Source organism: Bosea sp. PAMC 26642 (genome assembly GCF_001562255.1).
In the GTDB taxonomy this organism is placed as follows: domain Bacteria; phylum Pseudomonadota; class Alphaproteobacteria; order Rhizobiales; family Beijerinckiaceae; genus Allobosea.
On the sequence record NZ_CP014301.1, the window covers coordinates 666,278 to 688,741 of the forward strand.

Annotated in this window: 19 protein-coding genes, 1 tRNA gene and 1 pseudogene; 12 read left to right on the forward strand and 9 right to left on the reverse strand. The window is 66.2% G+C overall.

Translation table 11 applies throughout. The features are described from left to right. Window positions 1-35: 35 nt before the first annotated feature. Window positions 36-1,058, reverse strand: coding sequence for a Ppx/GppA phosphatase family protein (locus AXW83_RS03190; RefSeq protein ID WP_066619737.1), 1,023 nt, complete (start codon window positions 1,056-1,058; stop codon window positions 36-38). 317 nt (window positions 1,059-1,375) lie between these two features. Between AXW83_RS03190 and glpK the strand changes: the two genes are divergently transcribed. The 3 genes from glpK (at window position 1,376) to AXW83_RS03205 (ending at window position 5,224) form a co-directional block, all read left to right on the forward strand. Next, the gene (glpK, locus tag AXW83_RS03195) at window positions 1,376-2,881 is read left to right on the forward strand and encodes a glycerol kinase GlpK (RefSeq protein ID WP_066610544.1); all 1,506 of its coding nucleotides are present in this window, start codon (window positions 1,376-1,378) and stop codon (window positions 2,879-2,881) included. A 104-nt stretch (window positions 2,882-2,985) separates the two neighbouring features. Beyond that, window positions 2,986-3,059: transfer RNA gene (locus AXW83_RS03200), tRNA-Gln, on the forward strand. 122 nt (window positions 3,060-3,181) lie between these two features. Beyond that, on the forward strand, window positions 3,182-5,224 hold the full coding sequence (locus AXW83_RS03205; protein WP_066610545.1) for a DUF6538 domain-containing protein: 2,043 nt from the start codon (window positions 3,182-3,184) through the stop codon (window positions 5,222-5,224). Here the strand turns inward: AXW83_RS03205 and AXW83_RS03210 are convergent. Further along, window positions 5,207-5,728 carry a helix-turn-helix domain-containing protein gene (locus AXW83_RS03210; RefSeq protein ID WP_156639753.1) on the reverse strand — a complete coding sequence of 174 codons (522 nt, stop codon included), beginning with the start codon at window positions 5,726-5,728 and terminating at the stop codon, window positions 5,207-5,209. The genes AXW83_RS03205 and AXW83_RS03210 overlap by 18 nt on opposite strands. Before the next feature lie 340 nt (window positions 5,729-6,068). On the opposite strand from AXW83_RS03210, the gene AXW83_RS03215 reads away from it, so the two are divergent. Together AXW83_RS03215 and AXW83_RS03220 are read left to right on the forward strand one after the other, a co-directional pair. Next, on the forward strand, window positions 6,069-6,341 hold the full coding sequence (locus tag AXW83_RS03215; RefSeq protein WP_066610552.1) for a helix-turn-helix transcriptional regulator: 273 nt from the start codon (window positions 6,069-6,071) through the stop codon (window positions 6,339-6,341). A gap of 11 nt (window positions 6,342-6,352) precedes the next feature. After that, window positions 6,353-7,690 (forward strand): type II toxin-antitoxin system HipA family toxin, encoded by a 1,338-nt coding sequence (locus AXW83_RS03220; RefSeq protein ID WP_082766914.1) that lies wholly within the window; start codon window positions 6,353-6,355, stop codon window positions 7,688-7,690. A gap of 266 nt (window positions 7,691-7,956) precedes the next feature. Here the strand turns inward: AXW83_RS03220 and AXW83_RS26385 are convergent. Beyond that, a pseudogene (locus AXW83_RS26385) lies at window positions 7,957-8,070 on the reverse strand (ATP-binding protein); the annotation flags it as partial. A gap of 309 nt (window positions 8,071-8,379) precedes the next feature. After that, window positions 8,380-8,598 (reverse strand): hypothetical protein, encoded by a 219-nt coding sequence (locus tag AXW83_RS26925; protein ID WP_156639755.1) that lies wholly within the window; start codon window positions 8,596-8,598, stop codon window positions 8,380-8,382. Window positions 8,599-8,641: 43 nt separating this feature from the next. Here AXW83_RS26925 and AXW83_RS03230 point away from each other — a divergent pair, with 43 nt between their 5' ends. Beyond that, a complete protein-coding gene (locus tag AXW83_RS03230; protein ID WP_066610556.1) occupies window positions 8,642-8,950 on the forward strand; it encodes a helicase-related protein in 309 nt (102 codons plus the stop codon). Window positions 8,951-9,388: 438 nt separating this feature from the next. On the opposite strand, the gene AXW83_RS03235 is transcribed toward AXW83_RS03230, so the two are convergent. The 4 genes from AXW83_RS03235 to AXW83_RS03250 all read right to left on the reverse strand — a co-directional run bounded on the left by AXW83_RS03235 (window position 9,389) and on the right by AXW83_RS03250 (window position 13,157). Continuing rightward, window positions 9,389-10,531, reverse strand: a complete 1,143-nt coding sequence (locus tag AXW83_RS03235) for an NAD(P)/FAD-dependent oxidoreductase (RefSeq protein WP_236841804.1) — start codon at window positions 10,529-10,531, stop codon at window positions 9,389-9,391. An 8-nt stretch (window positions 10,532-10,539) separates the two neighbouring features. Next, window positions 10,540-11,907 carry an FAD/NAD(P)-dependent oxidoreductase gene (locus AXW83_RS03240; protein ID WP_066610561.1) on the reverse strand — a complete coding sequence of 456 codons (1,368 nt, stop codon included), beginning with the start codon at window positions 11,905-11,907 and terminating at the stop codon, window positions 10,540-10,542. Further along, window positions 11,904-12,215: a (2Fe-2S)-binding protein gene (locus tag AXW83_RS03245; protein ID WP_066610566.1), complete on the reverse strand. Its 312-nt coding sequence runs from the start codon at window positions 12,213-12,215 to the stop codon at window positions 11,904-11,906. The genes AXW83_RS03240 and AXW83_RS03245 overlap by 4 nt, the downstream gene beginning before the upstream one ends. Window positions 12,216-12,314: 99 nt before the next feature. After that, on the reverse strand, window positions 12,315-13,157 hold the full coding sequence (locus AXW83_RS03250) for an IclR family transcriptional regulator (RefSeq protein WP_236841805.1): 843 nt from the start codon (window positions 13,155-13,157) through the stop codon (window positions 12,315-12,317). 117 nt (window positions 13,158-13,274) lie between these two features. Between AXW83_RS03250 and AXW83_RS03255 the strand changes: the two genes are divergently transcribed. From AXW83_RS03255 to AXW83_RS03280, 6 genes are all read left to right on the forward strand, one after another. After that, window positions 13,275-14,048 (forward strand): enoyl-CoA hydratase/isomerase family protein, encoded by a 774-nt coding sequence (locus tag AXW83_RS03255; protein ID WP_066610579.1) that lies wholly within the window; start codon window positions 13,275-13,277, stop codon window positions 14,046-14,048. Between the two features lie 62 nt (window positions 14,049-14,110). Further along, window positions 14,111-15,181, forward strand: a complete 1,071-nt coding sequence (locus AXW83_RS03260) for an ABC transporter substrate-binding protein (RefSeq protein ID WP_066610580.1) — start codon at window positions 14,111-14,113, stop codon at window positions 15,179-15,181. Window positions 15,182-15,186: 5 nt separating this feature from the next. Further along, entirely contained in the window at window positions 15,187-16,263 is a 1,077-nt protein-coding gene (locus AXW83_RS03265; protein ID WP_066610582.1) for an ABC transporter ATP-binding protein, read from the forward strand. Then, window positions 16,260-18,026, forward strand: coding sequence for an ABC transporter permease subunit (locus AXW83_RS03270; RefSeq protein ID WP_066610584.1), 1,767 nt, complete (start codon window positions 16,260-16,262; stop codon window positions 18,024-18,026). The genes AXW83_RS03265 and AXW83_RS03270 overlap by 4 nt, the downstream gene beginning before the upstream one ends. Window positions 18,027-18,051: 25 nt before the next feature. Continuing rightward, window positions 18,052-19,581, forward strand: a complete 1,530-nt coding sequence (locus AXW83_RS03275; protein WP_066610585.1) for a class I adenylate-forming enzyme family protein — start codon at window positions 18,052-18,054, stop codon at window positions 19,579-19,581. A 1-nt stretch (window position 19,582) separates the two neighbouring features. Further along, window positions 19,583-20,665, forward strand: coding sequence for a hypothetical protein (locus AXW83_RS03280; protein WP_066610586.1), 1,083 nt, complete (start codon window positions 19,583-19,585; stop codon window positions 20,663-20,665). A gap of 112 nt (window positions 20,666-20,777) precedes the next feature. Here AXW83_RS03280 and AXW83_RS03285 read toward each other — a convergent pair whose 3' ends face one another. Beyond that, window positions 20,778-22,373 carry an ABC transporter substrate-binding protein gene (locus AXW83_RS03285; RefSeq protein ID WP_210179635.1) on the reverse strand — a complete coding sequence of 532 codons (1,596 nt, stop codon included), beginning with the start codon at window positions 22,371-22,373 and terminating at the stop codon, window positions 20,778-20,780. Between the last annotated feature and the right edge of the window lie 91 nt (window positions 22,374-22,464).

The following is a 22,464-nucleotide window of genomic DNA, read 5'->3' on the forward strand; positions in this document are numbered from 1 at the left end:
TTCCCTTGCCGGCCTCGTAAACAGCGCGGCCGCGCTCATGCGGGCTTCCCCCGCCACCAGGCACGATCCTCATGCATCATCCGCAGCAGGATGCCTTCGCGCAGTCCGCGATCGGCGATCCGGACGCGGTCGCTGGGGAACGCCCGGCGGATCGCCTCGAAGATCGCGCAGCCCGCTAGCACGAGATCGGCCCGCTCCCGCCCGATGCAGGCATTGGCCGCACGGGCGGCATAGTCCATTTCGATGAGTTGGTCGATGACGGTGAGGATATCCTCCTGCCGCATCCACAGACCGTCGACGACACGCCGGTCATAGCGCGCGAGGCCCAGATGAATGCCGGCGACCGTCGTCACCGTGCCCGAGGTCCCGAGCAGGTGGAAATTCTTCGCAGTCCGCGCGCCCGCAGCCTTGGCCGCGAAGGGCGCCAGAGCCAACGTGCAGTCGTCGACCATGCGCTCGAACAGTTCCCGCCCGACATCGATGCCGCCATAGCGTTCGGCGACGGTGACGACGCCGATCGGCAGCGAGGCCCATTCGCGAATGCGGCTCGCCGGGTCGCGCCCCTGCGCCCGCCCGCCCATCCAGACGATCTCGGTCGAGCCGCCGCCGATATCGAAGACGATCACACCCTCCGCGGCGGGATCGACCAGCGCAGCGCAGCCCGATACCGCGAGAGAAGCCTCGGTACGCTGGTCGACGATCTCGAGCTGGAGGTCGGCCTCGATCGCGACCCGGCGGACGAAATCGAGCCCGTTGGCCGCAGCGCGGCAGGCCTCGGTCGTCACCAGCCTGGCCCGGGTGACGCCGCGATTCGTCATCTTGCCACGACAGATCTTCAGGGCCTCGACGGCCCGGTCCATCGCCGCCTCGCCGAGCCGCCCGCTGGCGCCGAGCCCTTCGCCCAGCCTTACGATTCGCGAAAACGCGTCGACCACGCGAAAGCCGTGATGCGCCGGCCGGGCGATCAGCAGCCGGCAGTTGTTGGTGCCGAGATCGAGCGCCGCATAGGTCGCCGACGGCGGTCGCGGTGCGTAATCCCGCGTCACGGCCGGCGTCATCAGGGCGAGGTCGAGCCCCAGCGCGCCCGCGCCGGAGTCGCCGGCTTGCACCGGGGCCGCTGACGCGACCTCTAGCTCCTGCCGGTCGTCGACCGCCACCCTGTCCAATCCCTTGCCGGCCGCACCTGCCAACGGCAGCGCGACCTAAGCCGGCGTAAGCCCCGGCTGCCCGTTTCGAGGCCGAGCGTAACAACAGCGGGACGGCAGTCCAAGCGGAACCTTCGCGGTCAGCGTGCACTTGCCCATAGCTGCGCCTTCCGGCAAGTCTCGCAGCAGGGCCGCGACCAGGATGGCCGACAGGGCAGGGACGCTGAACCATGGCAAAGCCGCGCCATATCCTCGCGATCGACCAGGGCACGACCTCCTCGCGCGCCATCGTCTTCGACGCAGCGCTCAGGGTCGTCGCCAGCGCCCAGCAGGAATTCGCCCAGCATTTCCCGGCCTCGGGCTGGGTCGAGCACGAGCCGGAGGACATCTGGAGCGGCGTGCTCGCCACCTGCCGCGCCGCGATGACGAAAGCCGGGCTCGACGCCGGCGACATCGCCGCCATCGGCATCACCAACCAGCGCGAGACCACGCTGATCTGGGACCGCCGCACGGGCCAGGCGATCCACCGCGCCATCGTCTGGCAGGACCGCCGCACCGCGGATGCCTGTGCAGCGCTGGTCCAGGCCGGCCACGAAGCGCTGATTGCCGCGCGCACCGGCCTGCGCATCGACCCCTATTTCTCCGCCACCAAGATCGCCTGGATGCTCGACAACGTGCCCGGCGCCCGCAAGCGCGCCGAAGCGGGCGAACTCGCCTTCGGCACGGTCGATTCCTTTCTGCTCTGGCGCCTGACCGGCGGCGCGGTCCACGCCACCGACGCCACCAACGCCGCCCGCACCATGCTCTTCGATATCGGGCGCGGCGTCTGGGACGAGGAGTTGCTGCGCCTGTTCGACGTGCCGGCTTCCCTGCTCCCGGAAGTCAGGGACTGCGCCGCCCTTTTTGGCGAAACCGTGCCGGAGCATTTCGGCCGGCCGATCCCGGTGCGCGGCATTGCCGGCGACCAGCAGGCGGCGACGATCGGCCAGGCCTGCTTTTCGCCCGGAATGGTCAAGTCGACCTATGGCACGGGCTGCTTTGCCCTGCTCAACACGGGCGACAAGCCCGTCGCCTCGAAGAACCGGCTGCTCGGCACCATCGCCTACCAGTTCGGCGGCGTCAGGAGCTATGCGCTGGAGGGCTCGATCTTCATCGCGGGCGCAGCGGTGCAATGGCTGCGCGACGGCCTGGGCATCATCGGGACGGCAGCCGAGACCGGCCCATTGGCGCAGGCCGCAGACCCGGAGCAGGAGGTCTATCTCGTGCCCGCCTTCGTCGGGCTCGGCGCGCCGCATTGGGATGCCAACGCGCGCGGTGCCATGTTCGGCCTGACGCGCAACAGCGGCCCGCGCGAATTCGCGCAGGCGGCGCTGGAGAGCGTCTGCTACCAGACGCTCGATCTGATCGAGGCGATGCGGGCCGACTGGCCGCAATCGGGCACCGGCGCCTCGGTGCTGCGGGTCGATGGCGGAATGGTCGCCTCCGACTGGACGATGCAGCGCCTTGCCGACCTGCTCGACCTGCCGGTCGATCGTCCGACCGTGCTGGAGACGACGGCGCTGGGGGCGGCCTATCTCGCCGGCCTCGACGCCGGCCTGCTGCCGGAGCCCGACCGGTTCGCCGACCAGTGGCGCCTGGAACACCGCTTCCTGCCGGCGATGGCGCCGAGCCAGCGCAGCCGCAAGGTCGCCGGCTGGCGCGACGCCGTGCGCCGCACGCTCTCGAACCCGGCCTGAGGGGCGCGCCACGCGACGAGCCGGTGCGATGTCAATTCTGCACTTGCCATCGCCCGGCGCTTTGATTAGACCCCCCGCTCACCAACGCGAACGCCTCGCGCCGTTGGGGGATCGTCTAACGGTAGGACCCCAGACTCTGACTCTGGTTGTCTAGGTTCGAATCCTAGTCCCCCAGCCAATCTCACTGTAGTTGGCTGTAAGTTCTTGAAATTGCTGGATATGTGTACTTGGCTGGGAGTCGATTCCAGCGATTGGTACACACGCCTGTGACACACCCCTGTGGCACAGGAGCCCCAGCACGTGTCCTCCTCCTCGCATCTAGAACGCCGCGGCGCCGTCTATTACTACCGCCGCCGCCTGCCGCGACACCTGGCCGAGCGACTCGGCCAGCGCTTCGTGGTCCTCTCGTTAAAGACCCGTGAACTGAAACCTGCGCGGTATATCGCGGCTCAACTCGATGCCGTGGTCGCCAAGATGAACCTCGATTCCTCGGATTTCTGGATCAGCAAGGCCCAGCTCCAGGATTTCTTTCGCCAGGCCTATCGCGTCCACGAAGAGATCGTGCGTCGCAGCCAGGCCGGCAGCATGGCCAGCAGCCGCTATGGCGCCACGGACAGCCCCGAACGGTTGAACGTGATCGAGGGCTGGGTCTGGCGGCTGATCGCGCTTCAGGGCCCCGGTGCAGCGGTTCGCTATGAAGACCTCGAGGCGATGCGCGAGGGAGAGGTGCCGGAAGCGCTGTTTGCCGATGTCGAGACCGTCCTCGCCTTCCATTGCCGGCCCGACCGGATCGCAGCGCTTCGCCAACAGGTTGCGCAGATGCTGGCCGAGGTTGGTGCCGTTCCCAGCGAGACGAATATCGACCGCGCCTTCTCGGCCTTCGCGCGCGCCAAGAGCGAAGCCAACTTTCGCAACATGCCGCAGACCGACGAGTTCGACGTCGAGGCGATCATCGCGGACGCCAGGACAGACACACGCAGCATCGCCTGGACGGGACAGGATTTCAGCGTGCTGCCTGTTAGGGCGCCTGAGCGCCTGGTCATCCCTGAAAACAGGCCACAGCCTGTCGCTTACCCCATCACGGTCGAGGCGACGCCGGCTCCGGCGCCCGTCGCCGCGCCGACGCCTAAGGCCGTCACGGGCGACTTCTCAGTCGCGGCGATCGCCGGTAAGCTGGTCGCTGAACTGGAGCAGGACGGCACGGCGGATGAGAAGACGCGCCGCCAGGTCCGGATGATCACCGATCTGCTCAGCCGGTTCCTGGCCGAGGAGCGCAACGTCGTCGATATGACGGATCTCGCAGGCCAGGATATCGAGGCCTTCGACATGTTCCTGCGCGGGATGGGCAAGAACTATGGCAAGGCGCAGGCCGACAAGACCCGGACGATCCGGGAACTGCTCCAGCGCTGGGAGAAGCTCCCGGCGAGCGAACGCGGCCTCGAGATCAAGACCCGCAACAAGCACTATGCCTATCTGAACCAGTTGCTGGCGCGCGCCCGCAAGGCCGGTGCTCCGATCAGTCGTGAGCTGACCTTCTCGGAGTACCGGGTCAAGCTGAAGGGACGCGCGCGCAAGGAGCGGGCGATTCCCGCTGCCACCGTGTTCGAGCGCATTTTCGAGCAGCCGATCTATACCGGCTGCGCCGGGTGGGATGAGCCCTTCGCGACGGGACCGGACGTCTTCCATCGGGCGGCTTATTTCGGACCGCTCCTGGCGCATTATCATGGACTGCGGCGCGAAGAATTCTGCGGCCTGATGATCATCGACGTGTTCGCGGAAGCGATCCCCTACATCCATGTTCGGGACAACGAACTGAGGACGCTCAAGAACGCCCAGTCCGAGCGGATGCTGGCGCTTCATCCCGAACTGATCCGGCTGGGTTTGCTCGACTATGCTGCGGCGCTCAAGGCGATCGGGGAAACGCGGCTTTTTCCGGAACTGGTATCGCCTTCATCGAGAAGTCCGCTCGGCGACCGCTATTATGACGAATGGAAGCCGGGGTTGAGCAAGCTCGGCTTCACCCCGCATATGCAACGGCACTTCTTCAACGACAGCCTGAAGCAGAGCTTCGTTCACTCCGAGATGCGGGCCGACCTGATGGGGCATGGCGGCAAGGGCGAGACTGAAGAGCGTTATGCCAACGCCATCGGGTTGCCCCTTCAGCTCCAGCTGATTGCCAACATCCCTGTGGTCAGCGCGAAGGTCGAGCGCCATCCGATCCGGCTGATCGCGTGGGTCGAGCGGCGCGAGATCGCACCCTGGTCCAGGGCCGCGGTTGCCGAACGCAGGGAAGCCACGACCGCCAGGCGTCTTGCCAAGATGAAGCTAACGCCGCGGCGATGAGGGGTCGCCTTCGCCCTCCCACAGAATGACCGGCAGCTTGATCGGGGACCGTGCGGCGTTGTCTGCCGGCGCTTTGCCTTGGGCTTTGGCGCGCTGCTTCCCGCGCGCCACGAGTTCCGCCATTTCATCGAGCACCGCGCCGACATCCTGGATCATCGGACGAGGCTCGAACACCTCGTTGGGGATGACCGCGTAGACAACCGTGCAGTTGAGCGCTTGGGCGGCGCGCCGCAAGGTATCGATGCCGATCCTGCCATCGGCTTCGGTCTCCTCCATTCCTGCCAGGCTCTGGGGTGTGACCTCCATTTTTTCTGCGGTCGTTTCGCGGGTCTGTCCTCGTCCCTCGCGCACCCAGCGGATATATCCTTCAGCCGGCGGCCGCAGGCGTTCGGCCGACCCCTTTCGGTCGACGATGCCGGCGAACATCTTCCGAGCTTGGTCGTGGAACCTCTCTTGGGCTGCCCTTGCGGCGTCCTCTGCCTTATTGGACTTCTTGGACTTCATTGTTCTCCGCCTAGGTATGGTGCCGGTAGCGCGGCACAGCGTTAGAGCGGCGGAACTAGAAACAGGCTCTAGCCTGCCCAATTTCGCCTGCGATCAGCCTACAGCCTGAGCTACGGTCATTTCCCAGGCGATAACGCAATCGATCGAATTGCGTTCTGTTTCAGTGATTTGTTCGATTTCCTTGCGGAACTGGTCCGGCCAGGAAGATCGCATGTGCATTATTTTGCACATTGCATCTCATTCGAGTGGAAGTGCAGTATTCTTCACATTAATCGCAGGCTGCGCTTGATGTGCAGAATGTTGCACATTAGATATTGACCTCCAGAGTGGGAGGCCCGTCATGATCCATAGCGCCGACGACTTCGGCCGACTCATCCGCCAGCACCGGCAGGCCGCCGGGCTGACGCAGGACCAACTCGCCACGCGTTGCGGTGTGACGCGTCGCACCATCATCGACCTCGAAGCGGGTAAGTCCGGCACACATCTCGGCAAGGCTCTGATGGCCGCGCGAGAAGTGGGTTTGCGACTATCGGCCGAGCCGCCGCCGGAACATGCCGCACCCGCACCGCGACCGGATGAGGATGATCCGCTCGCGACCCTGCCTCGCTTCTAAGGCGCCCGCCCGTGACCGATATCTTTTACGAGACCCTGCGCGTCGCCGCGATTGCCGAGGTCGATCGCGAGATCGCGCTGACCTATGATCCCGACTGGCTGTCGCGTCCGGCCGCGTTTCCGATTTCGGTGACCATGCCGCTGCGCGCCGAGCCCTATGGCGCCAGGGACGTCGTTCCATGGCTCGCGAACCTGCTGCCGGAGAACCACCTGCAGCAGATCGGCCAGATCCTGGGGGTTGCTCCCCAGGACATCCTCGGCATCCTTTCCCAGATCGGGCGAGACACGGCCGGCGCCCTGTCCTTCGGATTTCAGCGCGAGGGCAAGGACAGCTTCCATGTCGTCGAGAGCGAAGACGAACTCGAGCGGATCATCTCGGACCTGCCGATCAGGCCGATGCTGGCCGGCGAGCGCGGCGTCTCGATGTCGCTTGCCGGCGCGCAGGAGAAGCTTGGCGTGGCCCTCGTCGATGGCAGGATCGCCATCCCTCTCGATGGGACGCCCTCAACCCACATCCTGAAGCCGGACGTCGCCACGATGAAGGCCAGCGTCCAGAATGAAGCGTTCTGCCTGACGCTGGCCGGCCTCGTCGGGCTTGATGCAGCCAAGGTCACCACCGGTCGCGCCAAGGCGCGCTCCTATCTTCTGGTCGAGCGCTATGACCGGTCCATCTCTGCGCGTGGCACCCAGCGCATCCATCAGGAGGATCTGGCGCAGACCCTTGGGATCTTTCCGCGCCACAAGTACGAATATTCGCCGCTCGCAGGACAGGGTGAGGTCCGCAGCGGTCCAGGGCTCGTCGATCTTTTCGGCGCGGTCGAGAGGCATGTCGGGCCGGGCGCAAGGCTGACGTTCCTCGATGCGCTGATCTTCAACACGGTGTGCGGCAACACGGACGCCCATGCCAAGAACTACTCGATCCTGATCGGTGCCTCGGGCTCGACCCGGCTGGCCCCGCTGTACGATGTGCTATGCGCGAAGATCTGGCCTCACATCACCACGACCATGGCGCAGAAGCTGGGAGAGCGTCGGATCGGGGCAGAGGTTCTCGGCTCGGACTGGCAGATCCTGGCGCGAAGCGTGGGGTTGAACTCCGCGCAGACTCTCAAGGCGGTCGACGATCTGTGTGGCAGGATTGTTGATCGCGCCGGGGAGGCCTTTGACGCGGTCGTGGCGATGCCCGCCGGCGGCCATGAGCTGCTCGATCGGACCCGCGATGCCGTCATCGCGAGCGCCACAGCCGCCCGGCTGAAACTGGCGCAACGACGGGAGGGACCCAGGAAAGATCCGAGAGGTCCGCGGGCAGTGGAGCAGCCAGAGGCCGAAGCCGAGGGCTCTTCAGGTCACTGAGACAAGCGCTTTACAGACAGATGTTGCGACTAGCTCGTCGCCCCCGTTATCCCCGCTAGTGAATTGACCGAGACGAAGAGTCCGGCTTGGTCGCGACGAATGTCCGTTCTCTAGAGACCGGCCCACGGGGAAATCTGGCCCGTTGCGGACGTCGCCGAGGTCCGGTTTCGGGCGGTTCATTTGGGAGATGTGCTATGCAGCCAGAAAGGGCCCGTTGGGCGACCTTGGGAAGGTCCTGGTCCGGAAGTGACGCATTGCTTTGGGCATTAGCTGTCGCAGTGATGAGTGAGCCGATCGAGAAGTGCGGTGGGCATCGTAGTGTCGCCGAGGACGGACGGCCACTCGCCGAAGGCGAGGTTCGTTGTGGCGATGACAGAGCTCTGACGCAGCCCGCTCCCAGGCGTACGGCCGGGCGCTCAGGCTAAGCGGTGTGTGGGCATTCCGGAAGATGTCGCGATCGCGGTCCGCGGCACGATCGACGAGCGGCCCCAAACGCTGCCGGAACGATTGGCAGCCTGATCGGAGTTCACACGTGGCCGCGGCACATCTTCGTCTGGCCCACGCGAGGCCATGACTCGATCCCTCAAACGAATGTGGCCTTCGAAGGCCTTTCGCCTCTCCGTTCATAGCCGACGGGGATTTGGCCTTACTAAACCGAATTCTCACCTTCCTTGACGCGGAATCCCACCCTAGCTGTCGCTCGCAGCTGGCTCTTCGCGCCAGGCGTAACGCACCTTGAGATGGTTCATATGGTGGAACTTCAGCACCTTTCGATGCTGCAACTGGCCCACCACGATGCCAGGGGCAATCCCATGTTCGGCAGCGAATATGTTTGCAAGCTGGACCGAGGTTTGTCCTTCTTTTTGTCCAGCCTGAAATCGGAGTCGGCGAGCTTGGGCAAGGCTCACGGTGTAAGTCCCTTCTCAAGCGGATGCGTCAGGGTTTGACGTGATGATATTGTCGCCTCGCGCCGGCGGCGTAGGTCTCACCTTGACTGCCGCGAACCACGCAATCCACCTTTCGCGGTGGTGGAACCCTGCGGTCGAGGACCAGTGTACCGGCCGAGTGCTGCGAATTGGTCAGACACGTCCCGTGTTTGTCCACCTTCCGCTCGCCGTCCTGGAGGACGGCCGCCCAAGTTTCGATCGTAACCTCGACGACCTTATCCGCCGGAAGAGACAGCTCTTCCAAGACGCCTTTATGCCGCCCGAACCGACCGAGGATGAGAGGGATGAACTGTTCCGGATAACGATCGGCTGAAATGGTGCCAGAGTGCTACCGCCGCATTTTATTAAATAGCGTTTGGTGTTGCGATGTGTGACCACCTAGTGTAGCACAAGAGCTGATGTAAAGTGTCGAACATCAAGTAATTTCAATGACTTAGATGAAGGCCTAAATTGGCTGTGCATCCTAGTCTCGAGGCCCTATCGTCGGCTGTGGGCGTCAAGTTGCGCCCTATCAATCCGCCACGTCGACCTCCTCGACTTCGCAACCGTTCGAGTCTGTCGCTGGCAGAACCGGAGGCGTGGCGGAGACCGTCGCGCCTGTGACTGCGTCCATTCCGGTTACGTGATCCAGTTGACGATGAAGAATGTTCGGTGGGCGGCGAGTCGCTTGGGCGCTCCCGCGCAATCGAGAAGCGGACTTGAGACGTACTCCCTGCATAGGCATGTCTTGGAGCTTGCGTTCGATCGTCGGTCAGTCAAACTCCTTGCGGAACTTGTCGCTGACGACCGTCTCGGTCCGGAATCTCCCGATCGAGAACGGTTCGAGCGGCGTCGGCGTCGACCCGTCGAGGATCATCTCGCTCAGGCACAGGCCGACGCCGGGGCCGATCTGGAAGCCGTGTCCGCAAAAGCCGAAGGCGTGGAAGAGGCCGGGCGCGGTCAGGCTCGGCCCGATCACCGGGATCATGTCGGGCAGATAGCCCTCGATGCCGGACCAGACGCGGATGACATGGCCATGCGCCAAGGCCGGCACGACCCGCGCCAGCGCGCGCATCGCCGCCAGCGTCTTGACCGGCGGCACCGGGGCGCGGTTTGCGGTCGCGTCCGCCGCAGTGCGCGGATAGCCGGCGAGGATGACGTTACCGCGCTCGGTCTGCCTGGCGATGACGGAGCCGTCGATCGTCTGGAGCGAGGGCGTGAACAGCGGGGGCAGGGGCTCAGTGACGAATTGCGGCGGCCCTGCTGCGAATACCGGTGCGGTCTCGCCGAAACACGAGGCCATCTCGACCGCCCAAGCGCCGGCCGCATTGACGAGCGACCCGCAGGCCAGCTCGTCGCCCTGGGCGGTGCGGACGACGAAGCCCGAGCCCTGCTGCGAGACGGCGCTGACCCGCGTGTTCTCCCGGATGTCGACGCCGCAGCGCTGCGCGGCGCGCCCCACGGCGGGCGTGGCCAGACGGGGATTGGCCGTGGCGTCACGCGCCGAGAAGGTCGCGGCCACGGTGGCGGGGCCCAGCCAGGGAAAGCGCCGGCGCAGCTCGGCAGGATCGAGCCGCTCGATTGCCAGGCCGTGGGACTCCGAGACCTGCGCATAGCCTTCAAGTTTCGCCTGCTCATCTTCGTCGAATGCGCAGTAGAGATGGCCGGTCTGCGCGAACTCACAGCCCTCGCCGATCAGCGCCTCGAAATCCTCCCACAGCGCATGCGAGCGCAACGATAGCGGATATTGGCCGGGGAAACGGCCCTGGAGCCTGAGATTGCCGAAATTCGTGCCGCTCGACTGCGCCCCGACTGTTCCTTTCTCGAAGAGCACGACGCGCTGCCCGCGACGGGCCAGGAAGAAGGCGGCCCAGGCGCCGATCAGCCCGCCCCCGATGATTGCGACGTCCGCCACGGCGCGGGTCATGGCGTGGGGGCCGATGCAGTCGAAAGCGCGACAGGTTTGACCGGTGCCTGGCCGCGCAGGCGCCCGGCCGTGGCACCGTCCTGGCCTGTCAATCCGGCCACGATTTCCTGGAGCGCGGGCCCGCAGACGCGACCCTGGCAACGGCCCATGCCGCAGCGGGTCATCGCCTTGACGCGGTTGACTTCGACCGGCCCGAGCGCCTGCGCCATCGCGTTGCGCACCGCGCCGATCGTGACGTTTTCGCAACGGCAGAGGATGGTGTCGTCGGGCTGGGCCCGTATCTGCGCGACCGGCCAGGCGAAGGCGCGGGCGAGGCCCCTCTGGAAGGCGCGCAGGCGAGCGACCTTGCGGGCCAGTGGCCGGATGGCGCCGACGTCCTGCGCGACGCCGAGATCGGTGAGGATGGCATGCGCGGCCAGCGCGCCGCTGGCCTCGGCGGCGTCCGCGCCGCCGATCTTCGCGCCGTCTCCCGCCAGATAGAGCCCCGGCCGGCTGCGGCCGGACGCATCCGTCTGCGGCAGAAAGAGCCGGAAATCCGCGTCATAGGCAAAAGACGCGCCCGCCAGATCGGCGAGCTGCGTCTCGGGCTTGATCCCATGGCCGAGCGCGACGGCGTCGCAGGCGAAGCGCCGCTCGCGACCCGATGAATCACGCAGCCATACCCCCTCGACATGGCCGTCGCCCTCGACCGCCAGCGGCGTCACGCCATGCAGCAGCGGCGTCCCCGACCGAAACGCGTCCGCCATGTAGCCGAGGCCGCGCAGGAGCGTGCGGGGGGCGCGCAGCATCTGCGGCAGTGCCGCGGCCTTGGCCCCCAGGGGGGTGGTATCGGCGACGACCACGACCTCGCCGCCCATCTCGCGATACTGGCGGGCCGCGAGCAGCATCAGCGGGGAGGACCCGAGGAAGGCGACCCGCTGGCCGATCAGGCAGCCCTGGTCCTTGAGCGCGACCTGCGCCCCACCGAGGGTGAAAACGCCTGGCAAGGTCCAGCCGGGCAGAGGTGCAACGCGGTCCATCGCGCCGGTCGCCAGCAGGAGGGTGTCGGCCTCGAGGACATCGACGCGGCCGTCGCAGAGGAGGTGCAAGGCGGCGCCGTCGATCGCCCAGACCAAGGTGCGCGGTCGATAGTCGATCTGGTCCTCAATCCGATCGAAACGGGCATGGAGGGCTTCGTATTTGTCGGCCTCGCCGCCCATCAGCCGGCGCATGTCGAGCGTCAGGCCTGCCGAGGGCTGGCGATAGCCTTGTCCCCCGGCGCGTTGGCCCTCATCGATCAGGACCGGTCGATATCCTCGGGCACACAGCACCTCGGCGGCGGCGATGCCCGCCGGGCCGGCGCCGACGATGACGATCCTCGTCATGCCGGGGGCAACAGCGGGCGCGGCTGGGCGAACAGGGCCATCCCATCGGTCACCGGCGTGGTGCAGGCCCGCAAGCGCCCTCCGTGCCCGCTCCAGACCCAGCAGTCCTGGCAGGCGCCCATCAGGCAGAATCCGGCGCGGGGCTCGGCCCCGCATTCGGGTTGGCGGAGGAGGAGGCCATGGCTCAACAGCACCGCGAGGATGCTATCGCCCACGGTGGCTATGAGCGGCGCGCCGTCGAACATCACGGTCACGCTCGGCCCGGACCGGTGCGCCACGCGCCGGAACTGGGCGCGGGCCCCGCTCACGGCTTCATTCCAATGCTATCGCTATGCGATAAGATCATGTTCATAATGATAAACGGGGTGAGTCCGCTGTCAAGCGCGGCGCGCCGCTCAGGACGCGTCTCAGACCCGCGAAATGGCGTGGGCGGCGGCGATGATCAGGGATGAGAAGCGGGCGACGACCTCCTCGCGGCTGTAGCGCGAGCAGGAGACCGCGACGTTGACCGCCCCTTCCGGACGGCCGCGATGGTCGAGGATCGGCGCGGCGATCGAGGCGTCGCCGAGATAGACCTCCTCGAAGGCGGTGGCGTAGCCCTGCGCCGCCGCCTGCCGGATCTTGTCGCGCAGCGCCTCGCGCTGCCAGACGGTCGAGGGCGTATGCGCCTTGAGGTCGGAGGCGTCGATCACCGCCATCGCCTCGTCCTCCGGCAGGCGCGACAGCATCGCGATGCCGGGCGCGGAGCAGTAGGCCGGCATGCGCGTGCCGATGATGACGTCGGTGTTGAGGACGTGCCGGCTGAGGAAACGCGAGACGAAGATGATCTCCGGTCCCTCGCGCATCGTTAGATTGACCGTTTCCTCGGTCTCCTTGCTGAGATGCATAAGATAGGGCATCGCCCGGTCGACGAGGCGGCTGCTGCGGATGAAGTGATAGCCGAGATCGAGCGTCTTGGCCGTGAGTTCGAAGCGCCTGGTCTCAGTGTCCTTGTGGAGATAGCCGAGCTGCGTCAGCGTATGGGTGAAACGCTGGGCAGCGCTGAGATCCATCCCCGTTTCTGAGGCGACCTGGGAAAGATTGAGCGTCTGATGTTGGCGGCCGAAGGCCGAGAGCACGCGGAAAGCCTTCTCCACCGAGTTGACCATCAGCGCGCTGGACTTGCCGCCCTTGTCGCTTTTGCCGCCCTTGTCGTGCGCAGGCTGCTGGCTCTTGAGGCTGGCGCCGCTGCGCTCGCTCGTCTCGGACATCGATGGTTCTCCTGCGCCGATCAATGGCTGCGGCCTGCGGCCTTGACAAGATCGGGCATTCGCGCCGATCATTCAATAGAACTTATCGCATATCGATAAAATGCCATTGGAGGCGTCATGCAGGAATCCATCCTCAGCGAGGTTCGCGGCCCGATCGGGATCGTGACCCTGAACAAGCCTGAAAAGATGAACGCCTGGGACGGGCCGATGCGGACGCGCCTCATCGAGGCGCTCGAGACGCTCGAGGCCAATGAGGCCGTGCGCGCCATCATCCTCACCGGGGCCGGCGACCGCGCCTTTGGTGCGGGCCAGGACCTGAACGAGACCAAGACCTTTGACGCCGACCGCGCCGAGCTCTGGATGGGCGAATGGGAGCGCCTCTACGACCTTATCCGCTCGCTCTCCAAGCCGATCATCGCCGCGCTGAACGGCGTCGCCGCCGGATCGGCCTTCCAGGTCTCGCTGCTCTGCGACCTGCGCGTCGGCCATCCCGGCGTCACGATGGGCCAGCCCGAGATCAATTCCGGCATCGCTTCGGTCACCGGCCCCTGGATCATGAAGGAAATGATTGGCATCGCCCGCACCATCGACCTGACCCTGACCGGCCGGATGCTGGATGCCGACGAGTGCTTCCGCATCGGCCTGATGAGCCGGATCGTGCCGCAGGCGGAGGTCATGCCGGCTTCCCTCGCCCTTGCCACCGAGCTCGCCGGCAAGCCGCCGAACGCAATGCGCCTGAACAAAGCCCGTTTCCGCGAGGTGACCGAGGCGAGCTTCCGCGAATGCCTTGCCGCCGGCATCCGCACCCAACGCGAGGCCTACGCCACGGGCGAGCCAGCCCGCATGATGGAGGAATTCCTCGCCAAGCGCGCCGCCAAGAAGAGCGCCTGAGGCCAAACAACGACCAGACGTCCACGGGGAAATGCGGAAAACCGCTTGAACGGGAGAGAACGATGACCAGCAGCACCATGAACAAGCCCAACCGGCGCCACCTCCTGCAACTGGCTGGAGGCGTCGCCGCCGGCGCGATGGTCGGGCCGGCCCTGATCGGGCAGGCCCGCGCCGCGACGCAGATCATCGTGGCCGATCCCGGCGGCCCCTTCGGCCCTGCCTTCCGCAAGGCCTTTTACGACCCCTTCGAGAAGGCGACGGGCAACAAGGTCGTCAACGTCGCCCGCGAGGCTGAGCCGACCGCCCAGTTCAAGGCGATGGTCGAGACCAAGTCCTACACCTGGGACGTCTGCACGCTGACGCTCTCGGCCCGCGACATCCTCGCCGGCCAGGGCCTGCTCGATCCGATCGGCTTCTCGCATGCCGATGTGCCCAAGCTGATGCCGGAGGCAATCTCGCCGCTCTACATGGGCACCGACGTCTACTCGAGCGTCTTCGCCTACCGCACCGACCGGGTGAAGACCGCCCCGGCGAGCTGGGCCGACTTCTTCAATGTCGAGAAGTTCCCGGGCCGTCGCGCGCTGCGCAAGAACCCGATCGACACGCTGGAGCAGGCGCTGCTCGCCGATGGCGTGCCGCTCGACAACCTCTATCCGCTCGATGTCGACCGTGCCTTCAAGGTCCTCGACAAGATCAAGCCGCATGTCGCGGTCTGGTGGACGGGCGGCGCCCAGTCGACGCAGCTGTTGCAGAGCGGCGAGGTTGACATGCTGCCGGGCTGGAACGCCCGCCTGCAGGCGGCGATCGATGGCGGCACGCCGGCCAAGATCGTCTGGAACCAGGGCCTTTACTCGATCGAGGGCTGGGGCCTGCCCAAGGGCGGCCCGAAGGCGGATGTCGCGCGCCAGTTCGTGCGCTTCTGCTCGGATCCGAAGGCCCAGGCGCTGTTCACCGAGATCCTGGCCTATGGCCCGACCAATCTCGACGCCTACCAGACGATTCCCGCCGAGCGCGCCAAGGTGCTGCCGACCTCTCCGGAAAACCTGAAGCAGATGGCGATCGCCGACGAAGCGTGGTGGAGCGCCAACCGGGCCAAGGTCTCGGAGCGCTTCAACTCCTGGCTCCTGACCTGATCGCAATGACGACGGGGACCGACACGCCCGCCGCCTTGGCGACGAAGAGCAAGCTGGTCATCGAAGGGTTGTGCAAGCGCTACGGCGCGACCACGGCCCTCGAGCCGAGCTCGCTCAGCGTCGCCGAGGGCGAGTTCCTCACCTTGCTGGGCCCTTCGGGCTCCGGCAAAACGACGCTGCTGCAACTGATCTGCGGCCTCGTCGAGGCGAGCGAGGGCAGGGTGGTGATCGACGGCCGCGATCAGTCCCACATGCCCGTCCACCAGCGCGATATCGGCCTCGTCTTCCAGCATTACGCGCTGTTTCCGCATCTGACAGTCGCCGAAAACATCGCGTTTCCGCTGAAGATGCGCCGGCGTCCCTCAGTCGAGATCGGCCAGCGCGTCGAGGCGGCACTAGAGATGGTCCATCTCGGCCATCTCGCGAAGCGCTTCCCGCGCGAACTTTCCGGCGGCCAGCAGCAGCGCGTCGCACTGGCCCGCTGCTTCGTCTACCAGCCCTCGATCATCCTGATGGACGAACCGCTCGGCGCGCTCGACAAAAAGCTGCGCGAGCACATGCAGATCGAGATCAAGCGGCTGCACCGCGAGAGCGGCGCCACGATCGTCTATGTCACGCATGACCAGGAGGAGGCGCTGGCGCTCTCCGACCGGATCTGCCTGATGAACCACGCGAAGATCGAACAGCTCGGAACGCCGCGCGAGATCTATGAGCGGCCCCGCACCGCGTTTGCGGCCGACTTCATTGGCATCTCCAACATCTTCCGCGGCCGCTGGGACGGCAATGGCTCGCTCGAGACAGCTCATGGCCGCTTCGCGCTGCCTCAGAACGCCACGAGCCCGGGCGCCGAGCCTGCGCTCGTGATCCGACCCGAACATTTGAAGATCGGAGCGCCCGACGGCAACGCCGTCACCGGCCGCGTCAGCGAGATCGTCTATGCCGGCTCCGAGACGCGGGTCATCGCCACGCTTGGCGATGGCGGCCAGCTCGTGCTGCGGCTGGGGCCCGACGACGCCGTGCCGACCATCGATGAGCAGATCGTCGCCGGCTGGGCGCGCGACCGGGCGGTCCTCGTCGCATGAGCGCGGTCGCGGCCTCGGCCGACGCGCGCGGGACGCGTGCCTTCCGCTTCGGTGCGCTTTGGCTCGCCGTACCCGGCTTGCTGTTCCTGGCCGTCTTCTTCGTCTGGCCGGTGGCGCAGCTGCTGGGGCTTAGCCTGTTCGATCCCGACAGCGGCATGCCCTCGGTCGCGACCTATGAGCGGATAGCCGCGACCGACGTCTATCTGCGCGTGCTCGGAATCACCTTCCGCATCGCCGGCTACACTGCCCTGTATTCACTGCTGATCGGCTATCCGCTCGCCTACTGGCTGTCGCGCCTGCCCGACATGTATCGCGGCCGCATGCTGCTCTTCGTCATGGTGCCGTTCTGGACGAGCTATCTCGTCAAGACCTTCGCCTGGATGATCGTGCTCGGGCGCAGCGGCATCATCAATTCGCTGGCGATGGGTTCTGGGGTCGTCGATCAGCCGCTGCCGCTGCTGCACAATGAATTCGGCGTCATGGTCGGCATGGTCCACGCCATGGTGCCGCTCGCGGTGATGACGATGCTGCCGGTGATGGCGGGCATCGACCGCCGCCTGGTCCAGGCGGCGCAGACTTTGGGCGCCTCTCCGGCACACGCCTTCTGGCTGGTCTATTTCAAGCTGTCCCTGCCCGGCGTCGCCGCCGCGGGGCTGCTCGTCTTCATCTCCTCGCTCGGCTTCTTCATCGTGCCAGCTTTCCTCGGTGGGCGCCGCGAGACGATGCTGGCGCAGCTGATCATCACCCAGGTGCAGGAACTGCTGAACTGGCCCTTCGCCGGCGCGCTCGCAGCGATGATGCTCGCGGCGGCGCTGGTGTCCTGCTGGGTCTATGACCGGGTCTTCGGCATCTCGACCATCGCCGGCGGCGCGGTGCAGGTCGGCACGGGGCGCATCCGCAATCTCGGCCTCGCGGTCCTCGGCCTCGTCGCTCGGCTAGCGGGAGCGGTCGCTGCGGGAACACAGGCGCTGCTCGGACGGAAGGGGGCAGGGCTGCTGCTGCCGGCTTTCGCCTGGCTCGTCATCGGCTTTCTCGTTTTGCCGACGCTGCTGGTCATCCCGCTGGCCTTCACCTCCTCGCAGTTCCTTGAATTCCCGCCGCCGGGCTACGGGCTGTCCTGGTTTCGGACCTATTTCGAATCGGAGCTCTGGATCCAGGCGACGATCCGCTCCTTCCTGGTCGCCTTCGCAACGGCCATCGCTGCCACTGCGATCGGGGGCTTTACGGCGCTGGCGCTGGCCAACAGCCGCACGCGCTGGAGTGGGCTCATCTTTGCCTTCTTCCTCGCGCCGATGATCGTGCCGCGCATCGTCATCGCGGTGGGGCTGTTTTATCTGTTCGCCCGAATCGGACTGGTGGCGACCGATCTCGGGCTGGTCATCGGCCACACCGTGCTGGCCATCCCCTTTGCGCTGGTCACCATGGCGGCGGTGTTGAAGATCTATGACCAGCGCCTCGACCAGGCCGCGGCGACGCTCGGCGCCAACCGGCTGAAGACACTGACCGGCGTGACGATCCCCTTGGTGAAGGGCGGCCTCGTCGCCGCCTTCCTGTTCTCCTTCATCACCTCCTTCGACGAGCTCACGATCGCGATCTTCGTCAGCGGCGGGGTCAAGACCACTCTGCCCAAGCAGATGTGGGATGACATGATCCTCCAGCTCAACCCGACGCTCGCCGCGGTGTCCGTGGTCGTCTTCGTCGTGGTGACGGTGATGCTGCTGGTGGCCGAGCGCTTCCGCTCATCCTCCTCTTCCGCTTCCTGAATTTAGCGCGAACCGAACGACGACCATGTCTCTCACCGACGATGCCGGCTTTGTTGACCTTCTGACGCAGTGCGCCGCCCGCGATCCTGAACGCATCTATGCGCGCTATTGCGGCGAGCCCGTCACCTATGGCGAGATCGATCGCAGCTCCGCCGCCTTCGCCGCCCATTTGCGCGCGCGCGGCCTCAAGCCCGGCGACCGGGTCGCGGTGATGATGCGCAATTCTGTCGCGACCATCGCGATCGTCTTCGGTCTCGCACGCGCCGGGGTCGCCTGGATTCCGGTCAACGCCCAGCAGCGCGGGGAGGGGCTGCGCTATCTGCTGACGCATCCGCAGCCGAAGCTGATCCTGGTCGACGAGGATCTCGCCGAACTGGTCGATGACGCGCTCGCGGGGACGAATGCGCCGCCGATCCTGAAGCAGGGCGCGGAACTCGACGCAATCCTCGGCGGAGTGGTGGGTTTCGCGGAGCCCGCGCCAGCGCCCGACGACGTCTTCGCGATCATGTACACCTCCGGCACGACGGGACGGCCAAAGGGCGTCGTCGTCTCGCACCGCATGTTGAGGTTGGCCGCCGAGGGCGTCGGGCGCGTGTCTGCCGCGAAGCCCGGCGAGGTCTTCTTCGTCTGGGAACCGCTCTATCATATTGGTGGGGCGCAACTGCTGCCGCTGCCGATGATCCGCGACGTGACGCTAGCCATGGTCGACCGCTTCAGCGCCAGTCGCTTCTGGCGCCAGGTCACGGCCGAGGGCGCGACTCATATCCACCATCTCGGCGGCATCCTGCAGATCCTGTTGAAACAGCCCGAGAGCCCGCTCGACCGGACGCATGGCGTTCGGATCTCCTGGGGCGGCGGCTGCCCGGCCGACATCTGGCCGCTGTTCCGCGACCGTTTCGGCATCGAGATCCGCGAATGCTACGGCATGACCGAGGCCTCCAGCATCACCACCTGCAACGACAACGGCGTTGTCGGCTCGGTGGGTAAGCCGATGCCGTGGTTCAAGGTCAGGCTGCTACGGCCGGACGGCACGCCGGTGACTGCCGGCGAGCGCGGCGAGATCGTGGTCGAGACGGATGTCCCGGGCGCGATCTTTCGCGGCTACCTAGAAAACCCCGAAGCGACCGCAAAGGCGCTGCGCGGCGGCGCGCTCTATACCGGCGATCTCGGTTCCTGGGATGCCGAGGGCAACCTCTTCTTCCACGGCCGCATGACAGACAGCGTGCGCTGCAAGGGCGAGAACGTCTCGGCTTGGGAGGTCGAGCATGTCGCGGCCGAGCATGAGGACATCGAGGACTGCGCCATGATCGGTGTCGCCTCTGATGTCGGCGAGCAGGACATCAAGCTCTTCGTCAAGCAGCGCGAGGGTGCGACGATCGACGAAGCCACGCTCTCGGACTGGCTCGCAACTCGCCTCGCCCCCTACCAGAACCCGCGCTACATCGCCTTCGTCGACGAGTTCGAGCGCACGGCCAGCCAGCGCATCATGAAGCACAAGCTCTCGCCCCGGCTCGACGACGCGTGGGACCGTGCGGCTCCGGCGATGGTCCGCTGACATGAGCTCCTGCGACATCCTGATTTCGGGCACCGGCGCCTTCGCCGCCCGCATCGCCTTCGACATCGCCGCCGTGGCGGGCGAGCCGGTCGGGGTCGTTATCGCCGGGCGCAACCGCAGCCGGCTGAACTGGCTGCGCACGGCGGCCAACGCCCGGGCCGCGATGTTCGGCAGCAAGGCGCGGTTCACCGCCCATGCCCTCGATCTGCTGGCACCGGACGCCTCCGACCTGCTGCTGGCGGCGACGAACCCGCGCATCCTCGTCCAGGCGGCCTCGATCCAGACCTCGCAGATCATTGCCCAGACGGGCAACGCCTGGACAAGGCTGGTGGCGGAGGGAGGCCTGAGCGCCACCGCCGTCTTCCAGGCACTGATCAGCTCGCGCGTCGCGGCAGCGATCGCGCGGCACGCTCAACCGGTGACGCTGATCAACTGCAGCTTTCCCGATGTCGTCAACGGCCTCATCACGGCGCAGGAACATCAGGTCGCCTGCGGCATGGGCAATGTCGCGATCCTGTCGAATGTTTTCGCGGGCTCGGCCAGCGTGCCGCGCGAAGCCGCGATCAAGGTGCTCGCGCATTACCAGAATCTGGCTGCCTGGCGTCAGGCGCCGGAGCTGAGATCCGGCCGGGCGCCGCGCGTCTGGATCGACGGCGTTGAGGTCGATGATGTCTTCGCCCGTTTCGCCGACATCCAGCTCACGCCCGAGCCTGTCATCGAGATCTCAGGCGCCAGCGGCGTACCGATGCTGCTCGCCATGGCCGCCGGCCGAGACTGGTCGGGCCATGTGCCGGGCCCCAACGGCTTGCCAGGCGGGTACCCGGTCCGGCTTTCGCAAGGCGAGCTTGTGCTTGACCTACCGCCGGGGCTCGGCGAGGCCGATGCCATTGCATGGAACGCGTCGTTCGAGACGCAAAGCGGCATGACCGTCGGGCAGGACGGCCGAGCGCAATTTACCGGGATCCTGCACGACCGCCTCGTTGCCCTGCGTCCGGCGCTCGTTAGCGGTTTTGCCGTCCACGATCTCGAGGCTGTTTGCGACGATCTGCTCCAGTTGCGCGATCGGCTGATCGCGACGCCCTGATCGGCGGTCGCCGTTGTGGTTCGCGAAACGAGCAGACAACCGGCCCCGAACCGGATCCATCGTAGAGATAAGCAATGGCCGTTGACGTTGTCGTCAACGGCCATTTCGTCTGTCATTTCGCCGCGCGGTGGACGTCCGTCGCCAGCGTCAGTTCGTCGATCCGGGGATCGTAGCGCAGCGTGCTGCGCGTCGCCCAAATGTTCTTGAAGTGATAGAGCGGGATGATTGAGACGTCGCCGGAGACGAGCTTGACGGCGTCCAGCACGAGCTTCTCGCGCTTGCCCTCGTCGACCTCGCCGATCGCCGCCGCCGTCAGGGCGTCGAGCGCAGGATTGGAATACTGGGCCCAGTTGTACAGGCCCCAGCCTGTCTGCTGGCTGCGGGTCGCGAGCAGGTCGCGCAGCAGGCCCGTGCCCTCCATGGAGTTGTTGCTCCAGCTTCCGAGATATGCCGCGAACTGGCTCTTGGCGCCGCGCGAGGAATAGACGCTGAACGGCATCGCATCGATGGCGACCTCGACGCCGATGCGGCTCCACATCTGCGCCAGCGCCTGGGCGACCTCGACGCTGTAGGGCGTCCGGTCATTGGCCGTGGACAGGGTCAGCTTGAAGCCGTCCGGAAAGCCGGCTTCGGTCAGAAGCTTCTTGGCCTTCTGCATGTCGTAGGCCGGGACGGGTGTCTTGGAATCATGCCCGAGGATGCCCGCGGGCAACCACTGACCCGTAGGGGTTGCGGTGCCCAGCACCACGCGGTCGGCGATGCCGACGCGGTTGATCGCCAGCGAGAGCGCCTCGCGGACCTTCGGGTTGGTCAGCGGCGACGGCTCGATTTTCGCCCCCTTCTTGTCTAGGATCGCAGGCGCATCCGGCGCCGGCTGGATCATTGGCACCACATAGTTGACGCGCATGCCCGCCACCTCCGCGACCTTGACCTTGTCGGACGCCTGGAGGCGCGGCAGATCGCTGGCCGAGGGGGAGTCGATCACGTCGATGTCGCCCGCCAGCAGAGCCGCGGTTCGGACGGCGACGTTTGGGATCAGCCGCAGCGTCACGCTCGTCCAGTCGCTCTTCTTGCCCCACCAACTGTCGTTGCGGACGAACTCGATGCGCTCACCCGGCGTATAGCCCGAGAACTTGAAGGGACCCGTCCCGACGGCCGCCTTCCCGCTGTTGTAGTCCGCCGTGGTCGCGTCCTGCCCGGCGTGGCGCGAGACGATGGCCAGGCGCGTCAGGTCGCTCGGCAGGTTCGGGATCGGCGTGGTGGTCGTAAGGCGGATCAGATGCGGGCCGGTGACCTCGACACCCGTGATCGGCCGGATGATGCCGGCGAAGCCGCCGAGATTGTTGGGCACGTCAAGCGCACGCTTCAGCGTGAAGGCGACGTCGTCGGCCGTGAAGGGCTTTCCGTCATGCCAGGTCACGCCCTCGCGCAGGGTGAATTCCCAGACGGTCGGTGAAACCGAGCGCCATGACGTCGCCAGGCCTGGTGCGAGCTTCCCGTCCGCCACGCGATCGACCAGTCGATCGAACATGTGGAAGGCGACGAGATTGTTGGGCGTCGTGGAATAGAAGTGCGGGTCGAGCGAATTGACCGATCCGCCCAGCCCGATGGTCAGTTTTTCGGCATGGGCCGCGCTCAGGCTCATCGCGAAAGCCGCCGCACCGAGCAGAAGCGACATACGCAGGCGGGTCGTCAGCAAAGAAGCCATGATCATCCCCTCTTTTATTGTATTGTAATAACTAATATTTGAGGACAATTTCCTTTGGCTGTCAAGGCTCGCGACCGTGCGGGGCTGCGGC

Excerpts from the sequence above, each read along its gene's own strand:
- AXW83_RS03190 (WP_066619737.1), bottom strand. The coding sequence starts at position 1,058 with ATGACGCCGGCCGTGACGCGGGATTACGCACCGCGACCGCCGTCGGCG.
- glpK (WP_066610544.1), top strand. The coding sequence starts at position 1,376 with ATGGCAAAGCCGCGCCATATCCTCGCGATCGACCAGGGCACGACCTCC.
- AXW83_RS03210 (WP_156639753.1), bottom strand. The coding sequence starts at position 5,728 with ATGAAGTCCAAGAAGTCCAATAAGGCAGAGGACGCCGCAAGGGCAGCC.
- AXW83_RS03215 (WP_066610552.1), top strand. The coding sequence starts at position 6,069 with ATGATCCATAGCGCCGACGACTTCGGCCGACTCATCCGCCAGCACCGG.
- AXW83_RS03230 (WP_066610556.1), top strand. The coding sequence starts at position 8,642 with ATGATATTGTCGCCTCGCGCCGGCGGCGTAGGTCTCACCTTGACTGCC.
- AXW83_RS03240 (WP_066610561.1), bottom strand. The coding sequence starts at position 11,907 with ATGACGAGGATCGTCATCGTCGGCGCCGGCCCGGCGGGCATCGCCGCC.
- AXW83_RS03250 (WP_236841805.1), bottom strand. The coding sequence starts at position 13,157 with ATGTCCGAGACGAGCGAGCGCAGCGGCGCCAGCCTCAAGAGCCAGCAG.
- AXW83_RS03255 (WP_066610579.1), top strand. The coding sequence starts at position 13,275 with ATGCAGGAATCCATCCTCAGCGAGGTTCGCGGCCCGATCGGGATCGTG.
- AXW83_RS03260 (WP_066610580.1), top strand. The coding sequence starts at position 14,111 with ATGACCAGCAGCACCATGAACAAGCCCAACCGGCGCCACCTCCTGCAA.
- AXW83_RS03265 (WP_066610582.1), top strand. The coding sequence starts at position 15,187 with ATGACGACGGGGACCGACACGCCCGCCGCCTTGGCGACGAAGAGCAAG.
- AXW83_RS03270 (WP_066610584.1), top strand. The coding sequence starts at position 16,260 with ATGAGCGCGGTCGCGGCCTCGGCCGACGCGCGCGGGACGCGTGCCTTC.
- AXW83_RS03275 (WP_066610585.1), top strand. The coding sequence starts at position 18,052 with ATGTCTCTCACCGACGATGCCGGCTTTGTTGACCTTCTGACGCAGTGC.
- AXW83_RS03280 (WP_066610586.1), top strand. The coding sequence starts at position 19,583 with ATGAGCTCCTGCGACATCCTGATTTCGGGCACCGGCGCCTTCGCCGCC.
- AXW83_RS03285 (WP_210179635.1), bottom strand. The coding sequence starts at position 22,373 with ATGGCTTCTTTGCTGACGACCCGCCTGCGTATGTCGCTTCTGCTCGGT.